The sequence below is a fragment of the Nonomuraea fuscirosea genome (genome assembly GCF_003001935.1).
Taxonomy (GTDB): Bacteria; Actinomycetota; Actinomycetes; order Streptosporangiales; family Streptosporangiaceae; genus Nonomuraea; species Nonomuraea fuscirosea.
The window spans coordinates 280,119-295,201 of record NZ_PVNG01000003.1 but is presented as its reverse complement, the minus strand read 5'-3'; the positions used below and the strand labels follow the sequence as shown (position 1 = coordinate 295,201).

At 73.7% G+C, this 15,083-nt stretch carries 13 protein-coding genes; 2 read left to right on the top strand and 11 right to left on the bottom strand.

The window, feature by feature from the left end; translation table 11 throughout:
• Nucleotides 1-69 precede the first annotated feature (69 nt).
• Genes B0I32_RS08420 through B0I32_RS08380 form a run of 9 tightly spaced genes read right to left on the bottom strand, consistent with a single transcriptional unit; the run spans nucleotide 70 to nucleotide 6,078 of the window.
• Nucleotides 70-486: a TadE/TadG family type IV pilus assembly protein gene (locus B0I32_RS08420; RefSeq protein ID WP_245955678.1), complete on the bottom strand. Its 417-nt coding sequence runs from the start codon at nucleotides 484-486 to the stop codon at nucleotides 70-72.
• Nucleotides 483-869, bottom strand: a complete 387-nt coding sequence (locus B0I32_RS08415) for a TadE/TadG family type IV pilus assembly protein (RefSeq protein ID WP_106236515.1) — start codon at nucleotides 867-869, stop codon at nucleotides 483-485. Before B0I32_RS08415 ends, B0I32_RS08420 begins: the two co-directional genes overlap by 4 nt.
• Complete coding sequence (locus B0I32_RS08410; protein WP_245955677.1) at nucleotides 866-1,360, bottom strand: TadE/TadG family type IV pilus assembly protein; 495 nt, start codon at nucleotides 1,358-1,360, stop codon at nucleotides 866-868. Before B0I32_RS08410 ends, B0I32_RS08415 begins: the two co-directional genes overlap by 4 nt.
• Nucleotides 1,357-1,593: a hypothetical protein gene (locus B0I32_RS08405; RefSeq protein WP_106236513.1), complete on the bottom strand. Its 237-nt coding sequence runs from the start codon at nucleotides 1,591-1,593 to the stop codon at nucleotides 1,357-1,359. The genes B0I32_RS08410 and B0I32_RS08405 overlap by 4 nt, the downstream gene beginning before the upstream one ends.
• Complete coding sequence (locus tag B0I32_RS08400; RefSeq protein WP_106237035.1) at nucleotides 1,593-2,513, bottom strand: type II secretion system F family protein; 921 nt, start codon at nucleotides 2,511-2,513, stop codon at nucleotides 1,593-1,595. Before B0I32_RS08400 ends, B0I32_RS08405 begins: the two co-directional genes overlap by 1 nt.
• Complete coding sequence (locus B0I32_RS08395) at nucleotides 2,506-3,357, bottom strand: type II secretion system F family protein (protein ID WP_106236511.1); 852 nt, start codon at nucleotides 3,355-3,357, stop codon at nucleotides 2,506-2,508. The genes B0I32_RS08400 and B0I32_RS08395 overlap by 8 nt, the downstream gene beginning before the upstream one ends.
• A gap of 45 nt (nucleotides 3,358-3,402) precedes the next feature.
• Complete coding sequence (locus B0I32_RS08390) at nucleotides 3,403-4,698, bottom strand: TadA family conjugal transfer-associated ATPase (protein WP_245955676.1); 1,296 nt, start codon at nucleotides 4,696-4,698, stop codon at nucleotides 3,403-3,405.
• Nucleotides 4,695-5,411 carry a CpaE/TadZ family protein gene (locus B0I32_RS08385; RefSeq protein ID WP_106236510.1) on the bottom strand — a complete coding sequence of 239 codons (717 nt, stop codon included), beginning with the start codon at nucleotides 5,409-5,411 and terminating at the stop codon, nucleotides 4,695-4,697. Before B0I32_RS08385 ends, B0I32_RS08390 begins: the two co-directional genes overlap by 4 nt.
• 1 nt (nucleotide 5,412) lies before the next feature.
• Nucleotides 5,413-6,078 carry a hypothetical protein gene (locus B0I32_RS08380; RefSeq protein WP_106236508.1) on the bottom strand — a complete coding sequence of 222 codons (666 nt, stop codon included), beginning with the start codon at nucleotides 6,076-6,078 and terminating at the stop codon, nucleotides 5,413-5,415.
• Nucleotides 6,079-6,428: 350 nt separating this feature from the next.
• Here B0I32_RS08380 and B0I32_RS08375 point away from each other — a divergent pair, with 350 nt between their 5' ends.
• A complete protein-coding gene (locus B0I32_RS08375; RefSeq protein WP_106236507.1) occupies nucleotides 6,429-11,258 on the top strand; it encodes an FtsK/SpoIIIE domain-containing protein in 4,830 nt (1,609 codons plus the stop codon).
• Between the two features lie 2 nt (nucleotides 11,259-11,260).
• Here B0I32_RS08375 and B0I32_RS08370 read toward each other — a convergent pair whose 3' ends face one another.
• Complete coding sequence (locus B0I32_RS08370) at nucleotides 11,261-11,824, bottom strand: ArsR/SmtB family transcription factor (protein WP_106236505.1); 564 nt, start codon at nucleotides 11,822-11,824, stop codon at nucleotides 11,261-11,263.
• A 79-nt stretch (nucleotides 11,825-11,903) separates the two neighbouring features.
• Between B0I32_RS08370 and B0I32_RS08365 the strand changes: the two genes are divergently transcribed.
• Nucleotides 11,904-13,589: a prolyl oligopeptidase family serine peptidase gene (locus tag B0I32_RS08365; RefSeq protein ID WP_106236504.1), complete on the top strand. Its 1,686-nt coding sequence runs from the start codon at nucleotides 11,904-11,906 to the stop codon at nucleotides 13,587-13,589.
• Nucleotides 13,590-13,696: 107 nt separating this feature from the next.
• On the opposite strand, the gene B0I32_RS56375 is transcribed toward B0I32_RS08365, so the two are convergent.
• A complete protein-coding gene (locus B0I32_RS56375) occupies nucleotides 13,697-15,082 on the bottom strand; it encodes a hypothetical protein (RefSeq protein ID WP_146178086.1) in 1,386 nt (461 codons plus the stop codon).
• Nucleotide 15,083 lies beyond the last annotated feature (1 nt).

Here is a 15,083-nt window from a genome sequence, read left to right as displayed (position 1 = left end):
CGCCTCTCCCTTCTCCGGTCAAGCGTCGTGGCTCATGTGTCCCGCATCCATCGAGTGGCGGGATTCGGTCTATCTCGCTTCCGGCGCGGCCGTGGCCTCGCCGGTCATCTCGGAGCCGGACAGGCCGACGGCACTGAGGAAGAACGCCTCCCACCGGACCTTGACGGTGACCGTCACCTGCGCCTGGCCCTGGCCGACGGAGCACTCGCCCTGGCTCACGTCGTCGCCGCCGACGGCCGCGACGATCTCGTCGGCCCTGGCGCACACCTGGTCCTCGCCGAGCAGCCGGGTCTGCCCGGTCTGCCGGAGGTGGTCGACGTCGAGCTCGTCGGCGCCGGCCCGCGCGGCCTGCTCGGCCACGTCGGCGGCGCGCAGCCGGGCGTTGATCGCCGAGCCGCCGTCCACCAGCAGCCCGGCCAGCAGGAACACCACGACGGAGAACAGCACGGTGAACACCGACATGGAACCGCGTTCGCCGGACCTCACTCGATCCTCCTGAACTGCTCCAGCGGCACCACGGCCGTCCCCGTCAGCCGCTGGGTGCCGCCGAAGCCGAGGAAGCCCAGGTCCAGCTCGCACGTCACCTCGGCGTGCACCTGGCCGCCCTGCTCCCACTCGGACTCGTCGAGAGAGACGTCCGAGGACTGGCAGCGGCCCTTGAGCACGTCGGTGGTGATGGTCTCGGCGGCGCCCTCGGCCTCGTCCTGGGTGCGCTGCACGGAGGCGGCGCGGGCGGCGTCGCGGGCGGCGCCGTTGACCCGGCCCTGCGACTCCACCACCACGCCGGCGCCGGCCAGGAACATGAGGAAGAGCAGGAAGACCGGGGCCAGCATGACCGTCTCCACCGCCATCGAGCCGCGCTCGTTCATCCGCAGTCCTGTCCGCCGTCGTCGGGCCGGAAGCACTCGACGGGGCCGCCCGCGGTGGCGGTGATCGTGAACGCGAGGTCGGGCAGCAGCGGGATCACCTGGACGGCGCTGCCGGTCACCGTGACGAAGCGCTCGTCCGGCTCCTTCTCCGAGGTCGTCGCCGTGGCGTCGCGCAGCAGCCGGGGACCGATCGCCCGGACGATCTCGGTGGCCTTCCCGGTGGCCGCGCCCTCCCACGCGCCGGAGTCGAACGGGGCCGACCTGGCCACCCTGGCGCCCTCCTGGGCCGCCGCCTCGGCGACCTCGCGGGCGTGGAACCAGAGCGCGACCTGCACGATGAGCAGCGCGGTCGCGAGGATGACCGGCATGAGCAGGGCCAGCTCGATCACCGTCACGCCGCGCTCGTCCCGTGCCGGCCGGACGGTCGCACCGGGCTCGTCCCGTGCCGGCCGGGCCCGCACGCCGCGCCCGTCCCGAGGCCGGACGATCACGGCTCGCCGCCACCGCCGCCGCCACCGCCTTCGCCGAAGTTCTCCTGGATCTGCGCCTGCTGATCCTTGACCAGGTTGGCGATCAACGTGGCCAGGCCGAGCGCGACCCCGGCGATGATCGCGGTGATGATCACCCATTCGACGGCGGAGGCGCCCCGGGTGGGCGCGGTCCTGGCGCGGTGGAGACGGTCGCCCATGAACGCGGTGAAATACACGATCCAGGGATGGTTCATCAGACCCCCAACATCTTCATAGCGGCGGGATAACTGAGAAAGATCACGAAGCCGGCGCACAGCAGGAGCTGGGCGACGAGCATCGACTGGGAACGCTCGCCGGCCCGGCCCTCGATCTCCGCCAGCTCGCGCCGGCGCAGCGTGGCGGCCCTGGCGGTCAGCGAGGCGCGTACCTTCGCGCCGTCGTCCGCGACCAGGCCGAGCGCGGCGGACAGGTCGCGCAGCTCGTCGACGTTGATCTCCTCGCCGAGCTGGCCGAGCGCCTGCCACGGGGTGATGCCGACGATCCTGGCGCCCCCGAGCGCGTCACGGATGCGGCCCATCGCCCAGTTGGGCTGCTCGCCGCTGACCGAGACGGCCATCATCAGCGCCTCGGGGACGCCGCGCCCGCCGGCCAGGTTCATGGAGACGAGGTCGAGGAAGGCCCCGACGACGTGGCGGAAGTCGCGCCGCCTCGCCGCCGCGTCCCGCTTGATCTGCAGGTCGGGCAGGAAGAAGAAGACGGCCGCGGCCACGATCGCGGCCCAGAACGGGATGGTCGGGGAGGCGCCCCACTCCATGAGCAGCAGCCAGGCGAGCAGCAGCGGGAAGACGAGCAGGCCGCCGGCCGCCAGCAGCACCTTGGTCGCCAGGAACGCCTCGAACGAGCGGCCGAGCAGGGCCAGGTCCGCCTTGGCCGACCTGACCTCCCAGCCGCGGGCGCCGTACAGGCGGGCCAGGCGGGTGCCGAGGCCGCGGCGGAACGCGCTGACCTCCTCGTCGGGCAGCACGAGCTGGATGCGCGGCGCGCCCGAGTCCTCGCGTACGGCGTCCAGCGCGAGCAGCCGCGCCACCAGCCCGGGACGGGCCGGGAAGAGCGCCCGGAGCAGCACGAACAGGCCGAGCCCGGCCACCGCTCCGGCCAGCGCGCCCTCAACCATCGCCACCGCCTCCTCCCATGAGCAGCCGCGTGGGCTTGTCGAACCTGGCCAGCCGCCGCATCCAGGCGAACCCCGCGCCGAACAGCCCGGCCACGACGACCAGGACCGCCTGGCCCAGCACGCCCTCGTACTCGGCGACGTAGGAGGGGTTGAACACGACGAGGATCCCGGCGAAGGCCAGGGCGGTGATCACCACGATCTGCACGCTGCGCCGGGTGGCGCGGCGCTCGGCCTCGACACGGCGGCGCATGTCGAGCTCCTCGCGGGCCGAGACGGCCAGCGCGCCCAGCACGTCGCGCAGGCCGGGGCCGCGCAGCCTGGAGTTGAGGATGAGCGCGGCCACCACGAGGTCGGCCGAGGGGTCGTCGAGCTCGTCGGCGAAGCGGCCGAGCGCCTCGGGCAGCGCCATCCTGGTGTGCAGCCGGTCGATCATGGCGCGCAGGTGGGGCCGCAGTGTGGGGGCGGCGGCCCTGATGGACGACGGGATGGCCTGTTCGAGGCCGGCCGCGCCGGCGATGGTGTCGCGCAGCGACTCCGTCCAGGCGGCCAGGCCCTCCAGGCGCTGCATGGCGATACGCTCCTCCGCCGCGCCGCCGGCCAGGCCGCGCCAGGCGAACACGAGCAGCACCGTGCCCACCGCGACGACCGGCCAGCCGGTGACGACCAGGACCAGGGTGGCGGCCACCGCCGCCACGGCGGCGCGGGTGGTCAGCACCTTGACCAGGTGGCGCCTGGGTTTGGACGGGCGGGGGCGCAGGCCGTACAGGGCGAGGCAGAACAGGAACAGGCCGCCGCCGGCGGCCGCCCCCGCCAGCAGCGCGAGCGGGTCGAACGTGAACGGCATACGTCATCGACCTCCAGCAGGAAGGCCCGTGGCGGTGGACATGGCTCACCAGCCCCCGGGGTTGTAGCCGTGGGCGGCGAGCTCTTCCAGGCAGGAGAGCGGGGCGTGCGGGACGGCGCAGCCGTCGGGGCCCGGCGCGAAGACCTCGCTGGACAGCACGCGGCCGTCGCAGCCGTTGACCTCGCGGATGCTGGAGACGTAGCGGCGCAGCTTGCCGCCGAGGTGGTAGTCGTTGCGCTTCTCGATGAAGACGACGAAGTCGATGGCGCCGGCGATGAGCATGTGGGTGGCGTCGATGGGCAGCCGCTCGCGGGCCTGCAGCGCGTAGGTGGAGATGCGGTTGAAGACCTCCATGCTGGAGTTGGCGTGGATGGTCGACAGGGAGCCGTCGTTGCCCTGGGTCATCGCGTTGAGCATGGTGACGATCTCGTCGCCGAGCACCTCGCCGACGATGACCCGGCTGGGGTTCATCCGCAGCGAGCGCCGGACGAGCTCGGCCATGGAGATCTCGCCCTGACCCTCGGAGTTGGGCAGGCGCTGCTCGAAGGCGACCACGTTGGGATGGAGCTCGGGGAACTGGTCGAGGCCCAGTTCGAGGGCGCGTTCGACGGTGATGAGGCGCTCGCCGGGCTGGATCTCGTTGGCCAGGGCGCGCAGCAGGGTGGTCTTGCCGGCGTTGGTGGACCCGGCGATCATGAGGTTCTTGCGGGCGGCGACGGCGGCCGACAGGAAGCGCCCCACGTCGGGGCCGATCGTGCCGTTGCCCACCAGATCGGACATGAAGACCTTGCCCAGCCGGGCCCGCCGGATCGACACGGCCGGCCTGACCGTGACGTCCATGACCGCGCTCAGCCGGGAGCCGTCGGGCAGGCGCAGGTCGAGCTGGGGGTTGGCGGTGTCGAACGGCCTGCTCGACAGCCCGGAGTAGGCCGCCAGGATCTGGATCAGCTCGATCAGCTCGTCGTCGGAGTCGGCGACCGGGTCGTGGGTCAGCTCCTGGCCGTCGGCGTAGCTGACGAACACCTTGTCGCAGCCGTTGATGTCGATGTTCTCGACCTGGGTGTCGTCGAGCAGCGGCTGCAGCCGTCCCACGCCGAACAGCGCCGCGTGGATGCCGGCCGCGAGCGCCTCCTCCTCCTCGACGGTGGGCGGGGTGCGGCCGAGGCCGATCTCGCCGCGGGCGTGCTCCTCCAGCACCTGGGAGATCAGCGCGCGGGCGAACTGGCGCTCGTCCTCGCCGCTCATCGGGGGCAGGCCGTTGGCCTGGTCGAGGCGGCGCTGGTGGGCCAGCCGGTCGCCGACCTCCTGGCGGAAGCGCTTGACGAGGGAGTGGTCGATCACCGGTGGCTCACCAGCCTGCCCGCCAGGTCTCGTGCCGTACGGATGAGCAGCGAGCGGTCCAGGCGGCCGCCCCACTGGCCGCGCAGCAGCTCGGCGCCCTTGGGGTCGTAGGCCAGGCCGTGCACGAACTGCACGCTGTGGCCGACGATCCTGCGGACGTCCTCGATCGAGCCCCGGTAGTTGCGCGGGTCGGCGATCACGACGACGCCGTGCGCCTTGCTGACCTGCAGCCGCTCGCGCAGGTGGGCCACGTGGTCGAGGGTGGCCCGGGTGAGCAGCACGACCTGCTCGGACTCGGCCATCAGGTCGCCGAGCTGCGGATGCGCGCCGAGCCGGCCGCAGTCGGCGATCACGTCGGCGTCGGGGACGGCAGCCAGCGCCCGGCCGAGCGCGCCCCACATCCAGGCGAGCCCGGCCGCCTGCTCGCCGTGGGTGAGCCCGACGAGCACGTCGAGGCCGCCGATGATCTTCTGCGTGTGCTGGTGGATCTGCGCCGCCTCAAGCCCGCGGCGGGCGGTCGCGCCCAGCGTGAGCAGCCCCTTTCCGGGGTTGAGCACGCCTCCGTCGGCGGCGGGCAGCCGGTAGGCCAGGTCGCCGCCGGCGGGGTCGCATTCGGCCAGCAGCACGGGCCGCGGCCACACCGCCGCCAGGGCCGCGGCGGCGGTGGTCACCCCCGGCGCGCCCTTGTCGGCCGCCAGTACGATCAGCGCCACGTCAGCGTGCCCCCGGAAGCTCGGCAACGGCGACCTCACCGGCGGAGGCGGCGGCCACGATCTCGGGCGCGGCGGGCGCTTCCACGACCACGGTGATCTGGCCGGAATTTCCCGTTCTCGACCTGTCGCCGACGCTGAAGACGAGTGCGCTCGCGGCGAGCACGCGGCTTTCTCCCTGACTCGACCGAGCCGGTACGAATATCACCTGTACGCGGTCGCCCGCCTGCACTCCGGCCGGCATTTGCCCGGGTTTCAGGGCCAGCCCGACGGTGGCTTTTCCCTGTCCGAGTTCGCTGCTGGCGCGCACGCCCATCTGGTTGGTCAGCAGGGTGCCGGGCAGGAGGGTGACGGCCGCGAAGCTGTCGAGCACCTTGTCGCGCTGCGTCCACGAGACGAAGGCGACGCCCGTGTCGGCGATCTTCACTTCCTCGATCGCCTGCGGGGTGAACTTCTGGCCGGCGCCGATCTGCTGCGTGACGCGGATGGCGGAGACGCGGTCGCCGCTGCGCAGGACGAGCAGGGTCGTGGCCAGCGCGCCGCCGAGGATGAGCAGGACGGCCAGCGCGGCCAGCGCCGGCTTGCGTTCCCTGGGTGGAACGGGGAGCTTGCGCGAGGCCGGGCCGGACAACCCCGCCGCGTTGGCGGCAGGCTTTTCACTGGTCCTCATGGGTGGGGGGCTCCCGGGGTGAATTGCGGAATTCACGCCATTATGTGGGGATCACCACGGCGGCGTAGGCGGAATTCGCGGACCCATGCTCGTTTCGCAGGTGACATGATGTCAAGCCGAATTCATCGATGCCTATTGTTTCTATCGAGTTGACGAATACCGCTTTATCCGGTTAGCCACCCCATCAATCACATAGGTCACTCCGTTCACACAAATTTCGCCTCAAGTGCCGACATCGAGCGATAAATCCGCTCCGGCGGCGATTCCCCATGCCATTGCCGTCAACCGGCGCGCCAGACCACGTTCCGGACGCTAATTTGGCGCCCGAAGTCGACCGAGGAGACGGCCCCATGCGGATCATGCTCACCGTCATCGGCGGGCAGGGCGACCGTGACGTCGTCATCGACGGCGACGACGGCGCCACGGTGGCGGAGCTCAGCGCGGCGCTGGGCGATCAGGCACCGCTGGCGACGGTGGTCCGCCTGCCCAAGAACCGGGCGCCGTACGGGATGGCGCAGGGCGGGGCCTACGTGCCCCAGCCGCGCCGGCCCGAGCGCTCCGACATGGGGCCGCCCGCCCTGTGGCGCGACGGCCGCCCGCTCGACCCGGGAGCGCCGGTCGCCGCCGTGCTGCGCGACGGCGACAAGGTCACGCTCGACCCTCACCTCGCCCGCGCGACCCTCGTCGCGGAGCCCGGCGGGGTGGCCGAGGTACGGGTCGTCGGCGGGCCCGCCGCCGGGGCCGTGCACCGGCTCGGGCTCGGCGTGCACGTGATCGGCTCCGACCCGATGTGCGCCATCGCCGCCGGTGACCCGGCGCTGGCCCCCGAGGCGGTCACCGTACGGGTGACGCCCGACGCGATCACCGTCGAGCGGGCCTGGCTGCCGCCGGGCGAGGCCCCCAGGCTCAAGCTCAAGGGACGCTGGGCCGACGAGGTCGCCGAGCTCACCGCGCGGACGGCCGAACGCGCGGCGGCCGAGTTCGCGGCCGGCTACGGAGAGACGCCCGAGCTCGACGGCCGCCCGCTCACCGAGCCGGTCGAGTGGCCCGACCAGGCCGTGCTGACCTGCGGCTCCTCGGTGTTCGTGCTGACCTCGATCGAGCCGAAGGACGCGCACCTGGCCCCGCGCGACGAGGGCGGCGTCGCCTACAACCGCCCGCCCCGGCTGCGCAGGCCCGAGCCCGAGCGCGCGTTCGTCCGGCCCAAGGAGCCGTCGAGGAACGAGGGCATGCGCCTGCAACTGCTGGCGGCGTGCCTGCCGGCCGTGCTCGGGCTGACCCTGGCGTTCGCGCTCAAGCAGTGGTACTACCTGCTCGTCGCCCTCATGACGCCCGTGATCATGATCGGCCAGTGGTGGAGCGACCGCCGTCACGGCAAGAAGCAGCACAAGAAGGCCGTCAAGGAGTGGCAGGAGCAGGTCGAGGCGTACGACGCGGCGGTCGAGCGGGCCAGGGTGGCCGACGAGGCCACCCGCAGGGCCGACGCGCCCGACCCCGCCCAGGTGCTGCTGACCGCCACCGGGCCGCGCCGGCGGCTGTGGGAGCGCAGGATCCACGACCCCGACGCGCTCAGGCTGCGGGTCGGGCTGGCCGACCTGCCGGCCGACCTGCAGCTGTCGGAGGAGCAGGGCGGGCCCATCGACCCGCCGATCTGCCGGTCGGTGCCCGTCGCGCTGCCCATGCGGCGGCTGGGGGTGGCCGGCGTGACCGGGCCGCGCTCCGCCGCGACCAGCCTGGCGAGCTGGCTCATCGCCCAGGCCGCGACCCTGCACAGCCCGCGCGACCTGGCCATCGTGGTGGTCTCCGCGCACCCCGACGCCGAACGCCGCTGGGGCTGGCTGCGCTGGCTGCCGCACTGCGCGCCGCGCGCGGGCGAGGAGTGCGTGGTGCTCGTGGGCGCCGACCCGGAGTCGGCCGCGCGCCGGGTGGCCGAGCTGGCCGCGCTCATCGACGAGCGCCAGAACACCGCCATCCCCGAGCTGGGCAAGATCCCCACCGGCTGGGACGACCTCGGCGGTCCTGAGAAGCCCACGTTCTCCTCCTACGACGTGCGCCCGTACGACGTGCTGGTGGTCCTCGACGGCGCCCAGGTGCTGCGCGGGCTGCCCAGCATGCCGCAGGTGCTGCGGCAGGGCCCGCGCTCGGGCGTCTACACCCTCGCCATCGACGACGACCAGCGCCTGCTGCCCGAGGAGTGCCAGACGGTGGCCGCGTGCGGCGCCGACGGCCTCGTCCGGCTGCGCGGCGGCGGCCTCGACGTGATCGGCCCGCTGCTCGCCGATCTCGTCTCCGTCACCTGGTGCGACCGCCTGGCCAGGGCGCTGGCCCCGATCCGCGACGTGAGCCGCGACGACCCCGGCGGTAACCTGCCCGACGCGGCCCGCCTGCTCGACCTCATGGGCATGCCCGTCCCGTCCGGCGAGGAGCTGGCCGCCCAGTGGCGCAAGCACGGCAGCACCGAGGCGCTGATCGGGGTCGGCCCCGACGGGCCCTTCACCGTGGACCTCAAGCTCGACGGCCCGCACGGGCTGATCGCCGGCACCACCGGCGCGGGCAAGTCGGAGCTGCTGCAGACGCTGATCTGCTCGCTGGCGGTGGCCAACCGGCCCGACCAGCTCACGTTCGTGCTGATCGACTACAAGGGCGGCGCGGCCTTCAAGGAGTGCGTACGCCTGCCGCACACGGTCGGCATGGTGAGCGACCTGGACGGGCACCTGACGCAGCGGGCCCTCGACTCGCTGGCGGCCGAGCTGCGGCGCAGGGAGCGGCTGCTGCTGTCGGCCGGCGCCAAGGACATCGACGACTACGAGGGGCCCGGGATGCCCCGGCTGGTGCTGATCATCGACGAGTTCGCCGCCCTGGTGGCCGAGCTGCCGGACTTCGTGACCGGGCTCGTGGACATCGCGCGCAGGGGGCGGTCGCTGGGCATCCACCTCATCCTGGCCACCCAGCGGCCCGCCGGCGTGGTGACGGCCGACATCCAGGCCAACACCTCGCTGCGGATCGCCTTGCGGGTGACCGAGCCGGCCGAGTCGGCCGACGTCATCGACACGCCGGACGCCGCGCACATCTCCAAGAACACCCCCGGGCGCTGCTACGTGCGCTCAGGGGTGGGCGCGGCGGTGGCCGTGCAGACGGCGCGGGTCGGCGGGCGCTCCCCCGCGCCGCCTGCCGGGCCCGGGGATCCCCGGCCGGAGGGCGGGAGCGTGCGGGTGCTGGACGTGGAGTGGCGCGCCCTCGGGAAGCCGTTGCCGCCGCCACCGCGGCCGGTCGAGGAGGAGTCGACCACCACCGACCTCACGCTCGTCGCCGACGCCCTCATCGAGGCCGCGAGCCTGGCCGGCGTGCCCGCTCAGCCGAGCCCGTGGCTGGACCCGCTGCCCACCCACCTCGTCCTCGACCTGCCCGCGAACCTGCCTCACGACCAGCCCGCCGACCGGACCGCTGACCTGGGCTCGGGCTGGGCGGCCGGTCAGGCCGCCGGTCGGCTGGGCGGCCGGCCGGGGGGCGAGGAGGTGGCGCCGATCCCGTTCGGCAGCACCGACCGGCCGTGGGCGCAGGACCGGCAGCGGCTGGCGCTCGACGTGGCCCACGGCGGGCACCTGCTCATCGCCGGCGCCGCGCGCAGCGGCAGGTCCACGGCGCTGCGCACGATCGCCGGCTCCATCGCCCGGCACGCCTCGCCCGAGGACGTGCACCTGCACGCCGTGGACTGCGGCTCCGGCGCGCTGCTGCCCCTGGTCGCCATGCCCCACTGCGGCGCGGTCGTGACGCGCGACCAGCTCGACCGGGTGGAACGGCTGCTGACGCGGCTGCGGGTGGAGGTGGGCCGCCGCCAGCAACTCCTGGCCGAGGCCGGGCACGCCTCGCTGGCCGAGTACCGGCAGGCGGGGCACCGGCTGCCGTGGCTGGTGTTCATGCTCGACCGGTGGGAGGGCTTCGTGGCCGCCTTCGAGGGCTACGACTACGGGCGGCTGATCGAGGCGCTGCTCCAGCTGCTGCGTGAGGGGCCGGCGGTCGGGTTCAGGGCGGTGGTCAGCGCCGACCGGTCGGGGCTGCTCGGGCAGGTGTCGACGGTGTTCGACGACCGGCTGCTGCTGCGGCTGTCGGACAACGCCGACTACGGCCTGGCCGGCTTCCCGCTCAAGGGGCTGCCCTCGGTCATGCCGGCCGGGCGGGCGCTGTCGATGGGCGAGCACGGCATCGTGGAGCACCAGATCGCCCTGCTGGCCGCCGATCCGGCCGGACCGGCCCAGGTCGCCGCCCTGCAAGCTCTGGCCCGGGCCGCCGCCGACCCGTCCGGCGCCGCTTCGTCCGGCTTCGTCGACTCCGCCTCGTCCGGCACCACCACCCCGTCCGGCACCGTCGCCGCGTCTGGCACCGTCGCCGCGTCCGGCACCGCCGACCCCGCCGCGGGCCTGTCCGGCCGGGCCGGTGGTCCGGCGCATGCCGTGGTGCCCGGGAGGAGTGCGTGGCGGTGGGGCGGGGAGCCGCCGTTGCGGGTGGACGCGTTGCCGATGCGGATCATCGCCGCGCAGGCGCTGGCGCTGGAGCCGGGTTTCAGCGCGCCCTCGCCGCTGTGGGCGCTGCTCGGCGCGGGCGGCGACGCGCTCGCGCCGCTCGGGATCGACCTGATGGCCCAGGGGCCCGCCGCCGTGATCGCCGGGCCGTCGCGCTCCGGCCGCTCGTCGGTGCTGATGACGGCCGCCCGCTGGCTGATCTCGCAGGGCACGCCGGTCGTCGCCGTCGCCCCCAGGCGCAGCCCGCTGCGCGACCTCGAAGGAGCGCTGGCCGTGCTGAACGGCGAGGCCACCGACCTGCTGGAGATCCTGGCCGAGCAGCGCCACTACGTCGTGCTGGTGGACGACGCCGAGCTGGTCAACGCCGACGGCCCGCTCGGCACCGCCCTGGAGGAGGTGCTCAGGACCGGCCGCGACGGCGACCACGGCCTGCTCGTCGCGGGCACGACGGGCGACCTGGCCGTGGCCTACCGGGGGTTCGTGGCGGAGGCACGCAAGGCGCGTACGGGAGTGCTCCTGGCGGTGCAGGGACAGACCGACGGCGACCTGTTCAACATCCGGCTGCCACGCGGCACGACCGGCGGGCCGGCCGGGCGCGGGTTCCTGGTGACGACGGGCAACCTCACGCCGATCCAGGCCGCCCTGCCGGACACCGCCTGACCTCAGTCGTCGTCCGCGGGCAGGGTGAAGAATCGGACGTAGACGGGGCGGGCGTCCGGCGGGGTCTCCTCGGCCGGACGGTGGTAGCGCATGAGCAGCGCGATGTACTCCTCGTAGAACGCGTCGAGCTCCTGCTTCGTCAGGCGGGCCAGCCCGCGCGAGCCGCGCGCCCAGGCGGGGTCGGCCCGGTAGGCGGCGGGGAAGCGCTCGAACAGGAGGCGGTCCTCCTCGTAGCCGACCCGGTGGAACTCCTCCAGCACGGCCTGGTCCTCGGGCGCCACCTGGTCGGGGGTGGGCAGGCGCATGTCCCTGGGGGTCCGGGCCCGTCGCCACCAGCGTTCGCGGCCCGTGGAGCGCTCGGGGATCTCCTCGATGAAGCCGTACTTCTCCAGCTGGCGCAGGTGGTAGCTGGTGGTCCCGGTCTTCGCGCCGAGCAGCTCGCCGAGGGTGGTGGAGGTGGCGGGGCCGTGCACGTTGAGGTGGGTCAGCATGCGGCGGCGCATCGGGTGGGCCAGCGCCTTGAGCCGGTCGGGGTCGTCGAGCAGGTACGGCTCCTCATCCTTCATGAGGATCAGGCTAGTCCTCACGAACGATATCTGCAGACTTTCCTTTGCCGACAACTCTCTGCAGACTAGTCTCGGCGGTATGAGAAGAACCGTCGCGGCCCTGAGCGCCGTGTTAACCGCATCGACCGTCTTCGCCGCGTCCGCCTGGCCAGGCGCGACCCGCGCCGCCGCCGAGACCTCGGCCGCCTGGCCAGGCGCGACCCGCGCCGCCGCCGAGACCTCGGCCGCCTGGCCAGGCGCGACCCGCGCCGCCGCCGAGACCTCGGCCGCCTGGCCAGGCGCGACCCGCGCCGCCGCCGAGACCTCGGCCGCCTGGCCAGGCGCGACCCGCGCCGCCGCCGAGACCTCGGCCGCCTGGCCAGGCGCGACCCGGGCCGCCGCCGAGACCTCGGCCTCCTGGCCCGGCGCGACCCGGGCCGCCGTCGCCGAACCGCCGGCCGTACCGGCGGATCTGACCTCGACCGAGGTGAGCTTTCGCGGCGGCGGGGGCCTGAAGCTGCACGGGAGCGTGATCAGCCGGGCCGGCGCCGAGAAGGGACGGCCGGGGGTGGTGCTGGTGCACGGCGCCGGGACCGGAACCCCACGGGAGAAGCTGCTCGGTGAGGCGGTGGCCTTCGCGCGGCAGGGCATGTCCGTGCTCGTCTACGACAAGCGTTCTGAGGGTTATTCGCTGTTCGAGCGTTCGTACCAGCAGCTCGCCGACGACGCGCTGGGCGCGATGGAGATGCTGCGGCGTCAGCCCGGCGTGGATCCGGGCAAGGTCGGCCTGTGGGGGCTCAGCGAGGGCGGATGGGTGGTCCCGATCGCCGCCGCCCGTTCCCGTGACGTCGCGTTCGTCATCCTCGTCGGCGCCAACGGCCTCAACCCGCTGCGGCAGCAGACCTGGGCCGTGGCGGCCGGGCTGCGCAAGGCGGGCGTGAGCGGGTCGCTGGTGGACCGGGCCGAGCACAACCTGTACCGGGTGATCGCGGACGGCGGGATGTTCCCCCAGCCCTACTTCGACCCGGCGCCGGTCATCGGGCGGGTGCGCCAGCCCGTGCTGGCCATCTGGGGCGTGCACGACCTGCTCACGCCCCCTGAGGAGACTCCGCCCATCTTCGCCAAGGCCCTTGAGGCGGGCGGGAACCGCCGGTACACGTTCCGGTTCTTCCCCGGCGCCGATCACGCCGCGCACCTGACCCCCGACGGCGGCGTCACCCGGCTGCCCGAGCTCGCGCCCGGCTATCCCGAGCTGGTCGGGACCTGGGTGGCGCAGGCCGTCTCAGGACGCACGCCCGAGGCGCAGGTGTCCGGGCCCGCGCCCGAGCAGGCGAGCCGGACCGTGGCGGTGCCGCCCACCGCGTGGTGGGAGTCGGCGGGCGCGCAGCTCGCGGCGCTGGTGATCTTCCTGATGGCCTTCTGCGGCTATCCCCTGGTGGCGCTGGTCCGGCGGATCAGGGGGCGGCGCGGCGTGCCTCCGGTCAAGGCGGCGCGGCTGGTCAGCGCGGGCGGGCTGACGGCGGTGATCGGCGGGTTCTCGTACCTGTTCTACGTGATCATGACCGGCGGCAAGCTGTCCGAGCCGGGGCCCCTGCTGGCCGGCCGGCCCGTCGTCTGGCTGGCGCTGCAGGCGGTCGCGGTCGCGACCGTGGTGGCGACCGCGCTCACCGCCGCACGGTGGCGGCGCGCCGCGACCCGCGGCGAGCGGGTCCGGCTGGGACTGGTCGTCGCGGGCGGCGCGCTCTTCGTGCCCTGGGCGCTGTACTGGGGGCTGTTGCTCCCGTGAACGGCGCTGTACTGAGGGCAGTTGCTCCCATGAACGGCGCTGTCCCTGCCGTGGGCGCCGTGCCGAGGGGCGTCTCCTCCCGTGAACGGCGCCCGTCGCGGCGCGGGTCAGCCGATGCGGCCGTTGACCACCGAGTCGGCGTCGCCGCCCCAGACGTCGTCGTCCTCGTGCAGCCAGGTGCTGGACTCGCGGTCCTGGGACTCGCCGCCCCCGCCCGCGCCGGCGCCCATTCCGCCCATCGGCATGAACGGCATGCCGGCGCCCGAGCCCGAGGCCCCGCGGGCGGCTCCCGCCGCGCCAGGGCCCATAGCGCCGCCGACGCCGCCCACCCCGCCGAAGGTGCCGCCGGTCGTGCCCGGCCCGTACGACGGCGTGCCGGGGCTGTTGTAGCCGGGGGTGGTCGTGGTGGGGACGTTCTGGCCGTAGGGCGGGTTCGTGCCGAAGGGCTGGTTCGTGTGGGCGGTGGGCTGGAAGTCCTGGAGGTTGGTCTTGGGGTTCGGCACGGTGCCCGGGGGGTTCACGGCGCCGTTCGGGTCGGTGGTGGTGGGCGTCTGGCCCGGCGGCACGTTCCCGCCCGGCGCGCCGGGGACGCCGGGGGTGCCGGGCAGGCCGGGACGCGACGGGTCGTCGGCGCCGGGACCGCCGCCGGGACCGCCGGGCAGCGACGGGTCACCGGTGCCGGGCGGGTTCGGCGTGCCGCCGGGACCGCCGGGGAAGTCGCCGGGGCCGGGCACGTTCTGGCCCGGTCCGTACGGGGGCCCGTACGGAGGCAGGTTGGAGGCGGTGTTGAGCGGCGTGGGCGTGCCGTTGGGGTACTTCACCGGCGGCGGCTGGCCGTTCCACGGGTCCGGGGGCTTGATGTCGGGAAGCGTCGACTCCACCGAGTTCGGCATCACGTCGAAGACCGCCTGGAGGTCCGTGCTGAGCGTCTGCAGGTGTTCGCCCGCCAGGTCGTTCTGCGACCCCCAGCTGTGGTCGGCCTCGTTCTCGACGTTGTCGTCACCGACGCCGCCGCTGGGGTTGCGGTAGTAGCCCTTGTAGGTGCTCCACACGTCGGGGATGCTGTCGTTCCAGGTGCCGATGCCCTGGTTGTGCCAGGTGTCCAGGATGCCCTTGTGGCCGTCCTCGATGAAGGCCTGGTGCGCCTGCACCACCTTGCCGAGACCGTCCAGGGAGTTCTTGAGGGGGGACATCGCCTCGGCCAGCTTGCCCATGGTGACGTACAGGATGCCGAGCGCGGTCTGCGCCTCGACCGAGGACTTGCCCTCCCAGACCTTGGCCAGCTCGACGGCCTGGTCCTTGACGGCCTCCCTGGCGGTGCCGAGAGCCTTGTGCGCGTTCTCGTAGGCGGTCGCCGCCTTGGGGATGCCCTTGGTGGGGTCGAGGCCCCTGATGAGGGTCACGACCTGCTCGACGTTGTAGGCGTCCGTCTTGACGCTCCAGTCGAGGCACATGCTCTTCAGCATGTGCACCTGGTGCTTGGTCTTGCCCACG

Bases quoted from the DNA above. Each gene is read 5' to 3' on its own strand.
- B0I32_RS08375 (WP_106236507.1), top strand. From the start codon at position 6,429: ATGCGGATCATGCTCACCGTCATCGGCGGGCAGGGCGACCGTGACGTC.
- B0I32_RS08400 (WP_106237035.1), bottom strand. From the start codon at position 2,513: ATGGTTGAGGGCGCGCTGGCCGGAGCGGTGGCCGGGCTCGGCCTGTTC.
- B0I32_RS08380 (WP_106236508.1), bottom strand. From the start codon at position 6,078: ATGAGGACCAGTGAAAAGCCTGCCGCCAACGCGGCGGGGTTGTCCGGC.
- B0I32_RS08395 (WP_106236511.1), bottom strand. From the start codon at position 3,357: ATGCCGTTCACGTTCGACCCGCTCGCGCTGCTGGCGGGGGCGGCCGCC.
- B0I32_RS08415 (WP_106236515.1), bottom strand. From the start codon at position 869: ATGAACGAGCGCGGCTCGATGGCGGTGGAGACGGTCATGCTGGCCCCG.
- B0I32_RS08370 (WP_106236505.1), bottom strand. From the start codon at position 11,824: ATGAAGGATGAGGAGCCGTACCTGCTCGACGACCCCGACCGGCTCAAG.
- B0I32_RS08365 (WP_106236504.1), top strand. From the start codon at position 11,904: ATGAGAAGAACCGTCGCGGCCCTGAGCGCCGTGTTAACCGCATCGACC.
- B0I32_RS08405 (WP_106236513.1), bottom strand. From the start codon at position 1,593: ATGAACCATCCCTGGATCGTGTATTTCACCGCGTTCATGGGCGACCGT.